Genomic DNA, 12,269 nt, shown 5'->3' on the forward strand with positions numbered 1-12,269 from the left:
TAGACTGCGCCGGTGCGTGAGGTATCGGGGGACTTCGAGATCCACATCACGGCCAATGCCTACGACGCCGAGAGGCTGTCCGCGTTCGCCGCTCAGCGTGGTCTGAAGTTCGTCCACATCGTGCTCGACCGTGGTGCGTACGCCTCGCAACCGATGCTCACCCTGACCGGGCGGGGCACCCTGACCGAACAGCACACCACGGTGCAGCGTTGGCAGCGCGAACTGGGCGAGGCGTGCATCCACCCCTGTCGTTCGAAGATCGAGGCGGCGCCGTGGTGCGTCGGCGTACCGCAGTCGGACGAGGAGTCGGCGGTCGAGCCGGCGGGTCGGTACTTCGAGCACCACGTCAAGCTGTTGTTGCCCAGCCCGAGGGTGGTGGACCGGGTGGCCCTCGCCGAGCTGGTCGAGGCGTACGGGGCGCGACTGTCGCGTAACGCGCGGCGGGAGCGGGCCGACGGCGCGCAGGAACGGTTCGTCACCCAGCGTTGCCACGGTGTCGGGCTCGCCACGGCCCGGCGGCGACTGGACGAGCTGGTCAGGGCGCTTCGGGCCGCCGGCCACGACATCATCACGGTGGAGCAGGAGTACGTGGTGTTCGACAGCGCCGTCCACCACGACCAGGGCTGGCTGGATTCATCCGCGGCGAAGGCCAACATCGGGACACGGGACCACGAGCACCGGAGGCGTCCGGCGGCGGCTGGCTCCCGGGGCTACCCGCCGACCTATCAGGCATTGCCGGACAGCCCGATCGTCCGCCAGTGGGCGGCGTTCGATCCTGCTCTCAAGCAGTACGGCAACGCCTACCGCGCGGGGGAGCCCGACTTCCTCGTGGCGGCCACCGGGCGGCGGTGGCGCCACGCCCGCCGCGCCGTCATGAACCGGGTCCTGGCGGCCGTCGGGGCGACGACCTGGGGGCAGCATCTGGTCCTGCGTGGCAGCGTGACCATGCTGGCCTGGGTCGGTGATGCCGCCCGGGAACCGGGTGACCTCGACTTCGTCGTCACCCCGCACACCGTGTCCAGCGACAGCGCCGACGCCCGCATGCTGCTCGATGACGTCAAGACGGCCATCCGCGCCATCCCGGACGCCGGCCTGCTACCGGACCGGATCAGCGAGTCCGCCATCTGGACCTACGAGCGCGCCGACGGCCGCCGCCTCGTCGTCCCGTTCACCGCACCGGACGCACCGGACGGCCACGTACAGATCGACATCGTCTTCGGTGAGCAGCTTCCCCTCCCGCCCGAGCTGCTGGTCCTGCCCTACGTCGACGGGCTGGTACGGGCCGCACCCGCTTCGCTGTCGTTGGCGTGGAAGCTGCTGTGGCTGGCCACCGACATGTACCCGCAGGGCAAGGACCTCTACGACGCCGTCCTGCTCGCCGAACACACCACCGTCGACCGAGCCCTCGTCCGCGGGCTGATGCGACCGGAACTCGGTGCCGAAGCCGACGGTTTCACGGCCGAGACGGTGCTGTCCTGGCAGGTCGACTGGACCAACTTCGCCGACGAGTACCCAGCGGTCACGGGCACCGCCGAGCAGTGGACCAGGCGGCTCGCGCTGGCCCTCGATCGTGCCTGGACCTGACCCGGCTCGGTTTCTACGGGTTTGTCGCGCTCCACTGCCAGTGGTGTAGGTCACATCTTCCCTTGCTGTGGCTCACGTCCGTTGCTACCGTGACTCTCGGTAACATTGAAAGATGCTCATCTATTGATTTATGGGTCATGGCGGTGACCCAGGTCCGTCTCCCATCCCCTGCTCGGTGCCGGCCGATCGCGGCTGGGCGGAGCCGTGACCAGGCATACCGCCGACAGCGATGGAGCGGCCATGGCCACATTGATCATCGGCAACAGTCGGACCGCGGAGATGGTCGGTGATCTCGCGGCGCTGACCCCCGCACAGCTCCGCAGCGGCGGCTGTGTCGCCCAGCGCATGCTCTGGTTCGCCCGGGACGGTGACCTGCTGGTGCTGCCGTTCGCCCCGGCACCGGAGTACCTGACCTATGTCACCGGCCTGACCGGCACCGACCCCGCCTCGCTCACCATCGTGGTCCCGCCACCCGGCAGCCTCGGCGCGGACATCCTCACCCCGGACCGGCTGGCCGACCCCGGATTCCGGGACCAGCTCCGCCGCGCCCTCGGTAGCCGGCCACCGGACGAGATCCTCGCCATCTACAAGGATCTTTCCGTCGCCGGACTCGCCCGAGCGTTGGCGGCCGAGGCGGCCCTACCCGGGTACCCGTTCAGCGCCCAGGCCGGCGACGCGCTGGTCAACAGCAAGGCCGGGTTCCGGGCGCTGGCCGCCGGAGCCGGCGTACCGATCGCCCCGGGCACCGTGGTCACCCGGCCGGAGCAGGCCCTGGAAGCCGTCACCGACCTGTTCGACCAGGGCCACAGCGTGATGGTGAAGCTGGAGTTCAACGGTGGCGGGTTCGGCAACGAGATCCTCAGCCGTACCGCCGGTGTCGCGCCCGCGGGCGCACCCCGGGTGGTGGTGCTGCCGGACCGGCCCGCCGTGCTGACCTACCTGGAGCAACGCTGGGAATGGCTCACCGCCGGTCGCGCCGACAAGCTGGTGGTCGAGCGGTTCTTCCCCGGCTCCACCACCGTTTACGCAGAGTACCTCATCGGCGACCGGGGAGCCCGGCTGATCGGTTTGGGTGAGCTGTTGATGGAGCCGGTGGCGATCGGCGCGGTGCTGCCGGCCCAGACGATCGACGCGCGGACCCGGGCGACGTTGCTCGACGGCGCCCAGCGGCTGACGGACTCGCTGCGCGTCCTCGGTTACCGGGGTGTGGTCAGCGCCGACGCCATCCACACCCCGGACGGGCAGGTGCTCTTCACCGAGACGAACTGCCGCCTCACCGGCTCCACCCACGTGCACCTGGTGCTCGACGGCCGGGTGGTGGACGCCGACCACCGGGAGAAACGGGTCTTCCTCGAGCGCGGCGGCTGGGCCGTGCCGTCGTTCCCGGCAGCCGTCGAGCGGCTCGCCGCAGCCGGCCTCGGCTACGACCCGATCAGCCGCACCGGAGTCGTGATCACCTCGGACGACGGGGACGGCACCGTCGACTGCTGTGCGATCGCGGACGCCCTGGCCACCGCCGAGGAGATGCACCACAAACTGGGCGGTCTCTTCGCGGGGGAGCGATGAGCCGGCAGATGCGGGCGGTGGTCCTGCGCCACCCCGGTGGCCCGGACGTGCTCCGCGTCGAACGGGTACCCGAACCGCTGCCCGGACTGGGGGAGTGCCTGATCGACGTGACCCTGACCGGGGTCAACTTCGACGATCTCGTGCAGCGGGCCGGTGCCCACCCGGAACTGCCGCTGCCGGCGGTGCCCGGCGTGGAGGCGGTGGGCCGCCGTCGGGTCGACGGCCGGCGGGTGGTCGCGCTGCTGCGCCAGGGCGGCGGGTACGCCGAGGTGGTGGCGGCGCGGGACGCGTACACCGTGGAGGTCCCGGCGGGCATCGACGATGCGCAGGCGCTGGGCCTGTTCGAGCAGGGCGGCACCGCGTACGGGGCGCTACTGCTGGCCGGTCGGCTGCGGGCCGGGGAGAGCGTGGCGGTCTCGGCGGCGGCCGGGGGAGTCGGTCACCTCGCCGTGCAGCTCGCGGTGGCGCTCGGTGCCTCCCCGGTGATCGGGCTCGCGTCCACCCCGGCCAAACGGCAGTTCGTCAAGGGGCTCGGCGCGGACGTGGCGCTGGACCCGGCCGACCCGGAGTTGGCCGACCGGCTACGGGAGGCGGCCGGCGGCATGGGCGTGGACCTGTTCGTCGACTCGGTGGGCGGCCCGGTGGCCCGCGCCGGGCTGGCCGGCCTGGCGCCGTTCGGGCGGCTGGTCTGTCTGGGCTGGCGCCCCGCAGCCGCCGACGGTCCCGGAACCGCCGGGGGCGACCTGCCGGCCGTGGCCGACGTCGACGACGTGACCGGCGTCGTCGCGCTGACCACGGCACAGTTGGCCCGGGGTTCCATCGGCTGCGCCGGGTTCTGGATGCGGCACGTGGTCGACCACCGGGAACTGCTGTCCGGCATCGCCGAGCGGCTCTTCGCGCTGGCCGCGCACGGTCGGCTCACCGTGCACGTCGACCGGACCGTGGCGCTGTCCGAGGTCGGCGCGGCACACGCGGCGGTCGCCGCCCGGGCCACCACCGGCAAGGTCCTGATCGACGTACGCCGGGAGATGTGATGTTCACCCGGTACTGCCGTTCCGTGCTCTGCACCCCGGCGACCGCCGCCGACCGGTACGTCAAATGCCACCGCTCCGGAGCCGACATCTGCCTGGTCGACCTGGAGGATTCGGTGCCGGCACCGGCCAAGGCCGACGCCCGGTCCCGGGCCACGGCGTTCTTCAGCAGCCCGAGCGCGGCCGGTCGCCGGTGCGCCGTCCGGGTCAACGTGCTCACCGAGCCGGACGGTATGCGGGACCTGCTCGCCCTGCGCGAGTATCCGGTCACGCCGGCCATCGTGCTGGTGCCCAAGGTGGAGTCGCCCCGGGACGTCGAGATCGTGGCGCAGCTCCTCCGGCCGGTCCGGCCGGACCTGGAACTCTTCGCGGTGATCGAGACGCCGCGTGGAGTGGAGAACGCGGCGGCGATCGCGGCGACCTCGCCCCGACCGCGGGCACTGATCTTCGGCTCCGCGGACTACGCGTCCGCCCTCGGCATTCGGCTGAGCTGGGAGCCGCTTGTGCAGGCCCGTACCCGGGTGGTGAACGCCGCCCGGGCGTCCGAAGTCGAGGCGATCGACTCGCCGACCTTCGAACTCCAGGACCTGGCCGCGCTGCGGCGGGAGGCGGCCCTCGCCCAGGACCTCGGGTTCAGCGGCAAGATCGCCCTGCATCCCCGCCAGGTGGCCGTCATCAACCAGGTCTTCTCGCCGGACGCGGAGTCGATCGAGGCGGCCCGGCGGGTGGTGGCCGCCGGACAGCGCAGCGGCCAGGGCATCACCACCGTTGACGGCGTGATGGTGGGACGGCCCTTCTTCGAGGCGTCCCAGCGGTTGCTCGACGAGTTCGACCCGTCCGGCTGACCGCCGCCGGGCCACCAGCCGTCCGCCCCATCGGCAGGGAGAGGAAAAGTGACGAGCACAGACGCGCGACAGGACATCACCGGACCGCACCGGTATCGCAACGCGGAGAAGATGATCCGCACGGCCGACCCGGTGTGGCAGGCCGCCGCCGACCACGGCCTGACCGGCATCAGGGTCGACACGCCCTCGGGCGACTCGAACAACCGGCTCGTCGACCGGGAGACCGGCCACGAGTTCGTCAACATGTGTTCCTGCGCGTACCTCGGGCTGAACCACCATCCGGCGGTGATCGACGGTGCCGTGTCGGCGCTGCGCGAGGCCGGCACCACCTGGCTGGTCACCTCCACCACCCGCATCCGGCACCAACTGCTGGCCCGCCTGGAGGACGAACTGGGCGAGCTGTTCGGCGCCCGGGTGCTGCCCGGCAGCTCGTGCAGCGCGCTCACCGCCGGCATCCTGCCCCTGGTCGCCTCCGGGCACCTCGCACCGGGCGGCCCCCGGGTCATGGTCTTCGACCGCTTCTGCCACTTCTGCATGTCGTACGTGAAGCCCATCTGCGCCGAGGAGAGCCTCGTCCTCACCTGCGACCACAACGACCTGGACTACCTGGAGGACGTCTGCCGGCGCTACCCCAGCGTGGCGTACGTCGCCGACGGCGCGTACTCGATGGGCGGTACCGCCGCCCTGGACGGCCTGTTGGAACTCCAGGACCGGTACGGGTTGTTCCTGTTCATCGACGACTCGCACTCGCTGTCCATCATGGGCGAGCGGGGGGAGGGATTCGTCCGCTCCCGGCTGACCATGAACCCGCGCACGATCATCGTCACCAGCCTGGGTAAGGGCTTCGGCACCGGCGGCGGCGTGGCCATGCTCGGCGACCCGGCGATGCACGGCTTCCTGACCCGGCACGCCGGGCCGGTGGGCTGGTCGCAGAACATGGCCCTGCCACTGGTGGGTGCCTCGTTGGCGAGCGCCGCCATCCACCGCTCACCCGAACTGGGTGAGTTGCAGCGCCGACTCCACGACAACGTGGCGTACTTCGACCAGCTCCTGCCCACCTCGTTCGCGGGCAACGGCCTGCCGGTACGCCGGATCACCGTGGGCGACACCGACCGGGCGGTCCAGCTCTCCGCGGAGCTGTACCGGCGGGGCTTCTACAGCTCTGCGGTGTTCTTTCCGATCGTGCCGCAGGGCCAGGCCGGGCTGCGGATCATGATCCGTGCGGACATCGACCGGCAGACCCTGAAAACCTTCACCGACCATGTGCGGGAGCTGACCGGTGCCGACTGAGCGGGAAGAGGAGCCGACCGCGGACCGGGCCCAGCCGACCGGGTACCGCCGGGTGGGGGAGAACCGGTACCGGGAGCAGGTCGGTTTCTACTACGACGAGATCGTCGTCGGCACGGTGATCGAGCACCGCCCCGGCCGTACCGTGACGGAGATGGACAACGTGCTGATGAGCATGTTGAGCATGAACGCCGCGCCGCTGCACATCGACAGCGCGTACGCCGCCCAGGGTCGGTGGGGCAAGCCGATCGTCTCCAGCCTGGTGACGCTGAGCATCGTCGGCGGGATGACCGCCCGCAGCACCAGCGGCCGGGCCATCGCCAACCTCGGCTGGGACCGGATCCGCCTGTCGCACCCGGTCTTCGTCGGCGACACCCTGTACGCCGAGAGCGAGGTGACCGCCAAGCGGCTCTCCGCCAGCCGGCCGGGAGAGGGCATCGTGACCTGCCGCACCACCGGGATCAAGGCCACCGGCGAGGTGGTGCTCACCTACGAGCGCAGCTTCCTGGTGCCGACCCACGAATCCAGCATTGACGACAGGACGGGATACTGACCTTGACCGGAGACCAGATCGTCACCACGCCTGCCCCGTCCACCCCGGACCGTCGCGGTCTGCCGGCGGTCAACTCCTGGGACGAGTTCACCCCGCTCCGCGAGATCGTCGTCGGGGACGCCACCCACATCCGCCTCCCCGGGCAGGACGACCCGTCGGCGTGGCTGACCTGCTTCCCGAAGCTGACCCGGGCTGAGCTGGGTGAACTCGAGGTGGGCGCGGTGCCGGCGCAGATCGTCGAGGAGACGAACGAGGACCTGGCCGAACTCTGCGCCAGCCTGCGTGGGCTGGGCGTGACCGTCCGCCGGCCGGCGGTCGTCGACCACAGCGTCGAGTTCGGTACGCCCCAGTGGCGCAGCGCCGGATTCAAGTCGTACTGCCCGCGCGACCTCACGCTGGTCGTCGGCTCCGCCATCATCGAGACCCCCAGCCCGACCCGGTCCCGCTACTTCGAGCTGTTCGGGCTGCGCCCGCTCTTCCAGGAGTACCTGCTCCGCGGCGCCACCTGGCTGGCCGCGCCCCGCCCGCAACTGGCCGACGAGCTGTACCCGCTCGACCCGGACGGCCTGCCCGAGCTGGGGGAGAGCGAGCCGGTCTTCGACGCCGCCAACGTGCTCCGGCTCGGCCGCGACCTGTTCTACCAGGTGTCCCGCAGCGGTAACGAACTCGGCCTGCGCTGGCTGGAATCCACCGTCCGGCTGCTCGGGGACCTCCGGATCCACCCGCTGCGCGGGGTCTACGGCTACACCCACATCGACAGCACCATCGCCTTCCTCCGTCCCGGCCTGGTGCTGCTCAACCCGGGCCGGATCAGGCCGGACGCGGTGCCGGAACCGCTGCGCGGCTGGGAGGTGCTGTGGTGCCCGGAGCCGGCCCGACCCGCGACCTCGCAGCCCACCCTGAGCGAGCACTGGATCACCATGAACCTGCTGATGGTCGACGAGGAGCACGCCATCGTCGACGCCGACCATCCGGAGCTGATCGCCCTCCTCGAGAAGCGCGGCATCACCGTGCTGCCGCACCGGCTGCGCCACGCCCGGGCGCTCGGCGGCGGCTTCCACTGCGTCACGTTGGACACCGTCCGCACCGGGGGACCGGAGAACTACCTGGACTGAGCGGCCCACAGCCCCTTCTGATCGAGGAGCAAGATGACGACTTCCGTCGACCTGATGGTGGCCGGGTCGACCGTGCGGGTCCTGGTGGATTCGGCCCCTGCCCCGGCGCCCGGCGTCCCCACCCTCGGCCCCAGCATCGGCGAGTACCCGTGCTACGACACGGTGTCGTACGCGCGGATGACCGACGACGAGGAACGCAACCGACGGTTCCGCGCCGCCCTGGCCCGGTTGACCGCCGGCCGGGTGGTGCTCGACATCGGCACCGGAGCGGACCTGCTCTGGGCGCGGGAGAGCCTGCGCCACGGCGCCCGCCAGGTCGTCGCGCTGGAGGCAATGGCGGAGTCGTACCGCCGGGCCGGGACGTGGCTGGCCGACCCGGGTGCCGGAGAACGCATCACCCTTCTTCACGGGAACTCCACCGACCTCGACATCACCCCGAAAGCGGACGTGTGCGTCGCCGAGATCATCGGATCGCTGGCCGGGGCCGAGGGGGCCGCCGCGGTGCTCACCGACGCGCGGCGCCGGCACCTCACCCCGTACGCCACCGTCGTGCCGCACCGGTGCGTCACCCTCGCCGCGCCGGTCGCCTTCCGGCAGCTCTTCGCCGGCGGTCCGGTGGCCTTCGCGGCGGACTCGCTCGGCTACCTGAAGACCATCTTCGACTGGCACGGCGCCCCGTTCGACGTACGCCTGCGCGTCACCCACCCGTCCCGCGACGCGCTGCTCGGCGAGGGTCAGGTGGTGGAGGTCCTCGACCTCAACGGGCACCTGCCGCTGGAACAGCGACGGTCGGTCCGCCTCACCATTGACCGTCCGGGCGTGATGGACGGGGTGCTGACCTGGCTGCGGCTCTGGTGCCTGCCGGACGGGGAGCCACTGGACGCGCTGCGGGTGGCCAGCAACTGGGCGTCCATCTACTTCCCGCTCTTCGACTCCGAACAGCCGGTCGAGGCGGGCGACATGCTCGACCTGACCGTCACGTCGACGCTCAGCGAGGACGGGGTGCACCCGGACTACCACCTCGACGCGGTGCTGCGTACCGCGATCGCCGGCACCCGCACGGCCAGCCACAGCTCCCCGTACCGGGGCGGGGGTTTCCGCCATCACCCCGTCCACCGGCACCTCTTCCCGTGACTCGCCGCACCGCGTGACTGCCGGCGGCCCGATGTCGACCGCGGCGGGCCGCCGGGCCGCGCGTCAGTCGTACGGTGTGAGGTTCCGCGCGAATGCCAGGAACCGGGCCGCCGGTGGCGGCAGCACGCGGTCCGTACGCCAGGTCAGTCCGACCGTGCGTTCGGCGCCGGGGGCGGCGACCGGGATGCCGACGGTGTTCGACGTGCCGGCGAGCTGGTCGGGCAGGAGCGCGACGCCGAGCCCGGCGCCGACGATCCCCTCGACGGTGGCCAGGTCGCCGCTCTCGAAGGAGATCCGGGGCGCCACCCCGGCCGCCGCGAACAGCTCGTCGACCAGCGAACGGAACCCGAATCCGGTGGGCACGGTCACCACGTCCTCGGTGGCGATCTCGTCCAGCTTGATCCGTCGACGCCCGGCGAGCCGGTGGCCGGCGGGGACGACGAGCACCAGCCGCTGCCGTTGCAGCGGCAGCCAACCGTGGCCGCCCGAGGGGCGGGGCCAGGTGATCAGCAGTTCGGCAGAACCCGATTCGAGGTCCCGCATGATCTCGTGTCCCGATGCCTGGCGCAGCGCGACGTGGACGCGGGGGGCCTCCTGCCGGAAGTCCCGCAGGACCCGGGGCACCAGCGAGGCGGCCATCGAGTCCAGGAACGCCAGCCGGACGGTGCCGGCTTCGGGATCGAGCAGGTCCGCCAGGTCACGGCGGAGCCGGTCGTACCGCTCGACGATGTCGCGGGCGCCGGCGAGGACCAGCGTGCCGTACGGGTTGGGATGCACACCCTTGGCGTCCCGCTCGAACAGGCGGGTGCCGAGTTCGTCCTCCACCCGGGCGAGGAGCCGGGACAGGCTGGGTTGGCTCATCCGCAGCGCCACGGCGGCGTCGGTGATCTGCTCGTGGTCGCCGAGCGCGAGCAACCTGCGGAAATCTTCCACCTGCATGCGCCAGAGTATACGCAAGACGTATGGCGATCATCGACTTCATGCATTTGCCGTATGCGGTCTGGCCGGCGCAGAGTGGGCTGGTGACCGCCGTTCTCGACGCACCCCCACCGGTCGGCTACCGCACCGGCGAGGCGGGCTACCGCCGGGTCACGGCGGCGCTCTTCGCCGCCGGCCTGGCCACGTTCATGCTGCTGTACAACACGCAGGCGCTGCTGCCCGAGATCGCGGCGACGTTCCACGTCTCCGCCGCGCAGAGCACCCTGACGCTCTCGCTGACCACCGTCGGCCTCGGCGTCGCCCTGCTCGTCGCCGGGACCGCCTCGGAGGTGCTGGGGCGGACCCGACTCATCCTCCTCTCCCTGGTCGCGTCCGGGCTGATCACGTTCGCCTGCGCGGTCGCACCGGGCTGGCCCGCGCTGCTCACCCTGCGGCTGCTGCTCGGGATCACCCTCGCCGGGCTGCCGGCGGTTGCCACCGCCTACCTGCGCGAGGAACTGCACACCGACACGCAGGCCCGCGCGGCGGGTCTCTACATCGGCGGCACCGCCCTTGGCGGGATGACGGGCCGGCTGGTGACCGGCCTGGTCGCCGACGTCGCCGACTGGCGCTGGGCACTCGCGGCCACTGCTGCCATCGGGCTGGTCTGCGCCGCTGTCGTCCGCCTCACGCTGCCGCCCTCGCGGAACTTCGTCGCCGCACCGGCCCACCTGCGCCACCTGGTCACCCTGGCCCGGGGGCCGCTGACCGACCGCGCGCTGATCGCGATGTCCGCCATCGGTGCCTGCACGATGGGCGCGTTCGTCGCCGTCTACAACGTGACGGGATTCCGGCTCACCGCCGCGCCGTTCGGACTGAGCGTCGGCGCGGCGGGCCTGGTGTTCCTGGCCTACCCGGTGGGGGCGGTGGCCTCCACGGTCGCGGGCCGGCTGGTCGACCGGTACGGCCGCCGCACGGTCGCCCCGATCGGTTGCCTGGTCGCCATCGCCGGGGCGCTCGTCACGTTGCCGGATTCGTTGCCGGTCGTTGTGCTCGGCCTGGCCGTGCTGGCCGTCGGGTTCTTCACCGTGCACGGGGTGGTCAGCGGCTGGGTGCCGGCCCGCGCGTACGCCGGGGGCGTGGCCGCCGGGCAGGCCGCCGCCAGCTACCTGTTCTGCTACTACCTGGGTGCGTCGGTCTTCGGCAGCCTCGCCGGGCACGCCTGGACGGCCGGCGGCTGGCCCGCGGTGGTGGCGCTGGCGGTGGTCCTGCTGGTCGTCGCCGGACTGCTCGCCGCCTGGCTACGCCGCACCCGACCGCTGGACCCCGCCCGCGACCGATCCACCACCGTCACCGTGAAGGGATCCCGCAACCGATGACGACCACGACCGTACGGGCAGCCGACGGCGCGCGCCTCAGCGTGCAGCTCGGCGGCCCGGACGACGCGCCACCGCTGCTACTGCTACCCGGACAGGCGAACTCCCACCGGTGGTGGGACGGCCTCCGGGAGGGTTTCGAGGACCGCTACCGGACGGTGACCTTCGACTACCGGGGCACCGGTCACACCCACAGCGAACCCGGTGACTGGTCTACGACCTCGTTCGCGGCCGACGCCGTTGACGTCCTTGACGCGCTCGGCCACCCCAGCGCGCGGGTCTACGGCACGTCGATGGGCGGTCGGGTGGCCCAGATGCTCGCGGCGTACCACCCGGACCGGGTCGACCGCCTCGTGCTCGCGGCCACCTCGCCCGGCGGACCGTACGCCCGAGAGCGCAGTCAGCAGGTGCGGCGTTCCCTCGCCGACCCGAACGGGTGGGCGCGCCGGCAGGCGCTGGCGGACCTCTTCTACACGCCGGCCGGGCAGCATCGGGCGGCGGAGAGCCGACTGTTCGGCGACCCGACGATGACGCCGCAGGCCAGGCGGGCACACCTACGGGTGAGCGACGCGCACGACGCGTCCTCGATCCTCGGCCGGATCACCGCACCGACCCTCGTCCTGCACGGCAGCGACGACCTGATGGTCCCGGTCGAGAACGCGGAGCTGATCGCCGCGTGGATCCCCGACGCCACGATGCGGATCCACGACGGTGGACGGCACGGCTTCTTCGACGAGTTCGCTGCCGAGGTGACCCCGATCGTGCGGGCCTTCCTGGCCCCGGACCGGGAACGCTGAGCGGCGGAACCAGCCCACCGACCGGCTGGGGTCGGGCTCCAGCCGGTCGGTCCGGTCCACCGC

Annotated in this window: 11 protein-coding genes; 10 read left to right on the plus strand and 1 reads right to left on the minus strand. The window is 71.9% G+C overall.

All coding sequences use genetic code 11. The features are described 5' to 3' along the window. Positions 1 to 12: 12 nt before the first annotated feature. The 8 genes from GA0074692_RS06045 (at position 13) to GA0074692_RS06080 (ending at position 9,115) form a co-directional block, all read left to right on the plus strand. Positions 13 to 1,584, plus strand: a complete 1,572-nt coding sequence (locus GA0074692_RS06045) for a nucleotidyl transferase AbiEii/AbiGii toxin family protein (protein ID WP_091640222.1) — start codon at positions 13 to 15, stop codon at positions 1,582 to 1,584. A 240-nt stretch (positions 1,585 to 1,824) separates the two neighbouring features. Then, the gene (locus tag GA0074692_RS06050; RefSeq protein WP_091640225.1) at positions 1,825 to 3,150 is read left to right on the plus strand and encodes a preATP grasp domain-containing protein; all 1,326 of its coding nucleotides are present in this window, start codon (positions 1,825 to 1,827) and stop codon (positions 3,148 to 3,150) included. An 8-nt stretch (positions 3,151 to 3,158) separates the two neighbouring features. Further along, entirely contained in the window at positions 3,159 to 4,184 is a 1,026-nt protein-coding gene (locus tag GA0074692_RS06055; RefSeq protein WP_176738670.1) for a quinone oxidoreductase family protein, read from the plus strand. Then, positions 4,184 to 5,026, plus strand: coding sequence for an HpcH/HpaI aldolase/citrate lyase family protein (locus GA0074692_RS06060; protein ID WP_091640229.1), 843 nt, complete (start codon positions 4,184 to 4,186; stop codon positions 5,024 to 5,026). The genes GA0074692_RS06055 and GA0074692_RS06060 overlap by 1 nt, the downstream gene beginning before the upstream one ends. A 48-nt stretch (positions 5,027 to 5,074) precedes the next feature. Then, a complete protein-coding gene (locus tag GA0074692_RS06065; protein ID WP_091640232.1) occupies positions 5,075 to 6,316 on the plus strand; it encodes an 8-amino-7-oxononanoate synthase family protein in 1,242 nt (413 codons plus the stop codon). Then, positions 6,306 to 6,866, plus strand: coding sequence for a MaoC family dehydratase (locus tag GA0074692_RS06070; RefSeq protein WP_091640235.1), 561 nt, complete (start codon positions 6,306 to 6,308; stop codon positions 6,864 to 6,866). Before GA0074692_RS06065 ends, GA0074692_RS06070 begins: the two co-directional genes overlap by 11 nt. Positions 6,867 to 6,868: 2 nt before the next feature. Then, a complete protein-coding gene (locus GA0074692_RS06075) occupies positions 6,869 to 7,981 on the plus strand; it encodes a scyllo-inosamine-4-phosphate amidinotransferase (protein ID WP_091640237.1) in 1,113 nt (370 codons plus the stop codon). A 33-nt stretch (positions 7,982 to 8,014) separates the two neighbouring features. Continuing rightward, the gene (locus tag GA0074692_RS06080; protein ID WP_091640240.1) at positions 8,015 to 9,115 is read left to right on the plus strand and encodes an SAM-dependent methyltransferase; all 1,101 of its coding nucleotides are present in this window, start codon (positions 8,015 to 8,017) and stop codon (positions 9,113 to 9,115) included. 63 nt (positions 9,116 to 9,178) lie between these two features. Here the strand turns inward: GA0074692_RS06080 and GA0074692_RS06085 are convergent, their stop codons facing one another. Then, on the minus strand, positions 9,179 to 10,054 hold the full coding sequence (locus tag GA0074692_RS06085) for a LysR family transcriptional regulator (protein WP_091640243.1): 876 nt from the start codon (positions 10,052 to 10,054) through the stop codon (positions 9,179 to 9,181). Positions 10,055 to 10,095: 41 nt separating this feature from the next. On the opposite strand from GA0074692_RS06085, the gene GA0074692_RS06090 reads away from it, so the two are divergent. Further along, complete coding sequence (locus tag GA0074692_RS06090) at positions 10,096 to 11,412, plus strand: MFS transporter (protein WP_091652741.1); 1,317 nt, start codon at positions 10,096 to 10,098, stop codon at positions 11,410 to 11,412. After that, positions 11,409 to 12,206, plus strand: coding sequence for an alpha/beta fold hydrolase (locus GA0074692_RS06095; protein WP_091640246.1), 798 nt, complete (start codon positions 11,409 to 11,411; stop codon positions 12,204 to 12,206). The genes GA0074692_RS06090 and GA0074692_RS06095 overlap by 4 nt, the downstream gene beginning before the upstream one ends. Positions 12,207 to 12,269: the final 63 nt, after the last annotated feature.

Origin of the sequence: Micromonospora pallida (genome assembly GCF_900090325.1) — a bacterium.
In the GTDB taxonomy this organism is placed as follows: domain Bacteria; phylum Actinomycetota; class Actinomycetes; order Mycobacteriales; family Micromonosporaceae; genus Micromonospora; species Micromonospora pallida.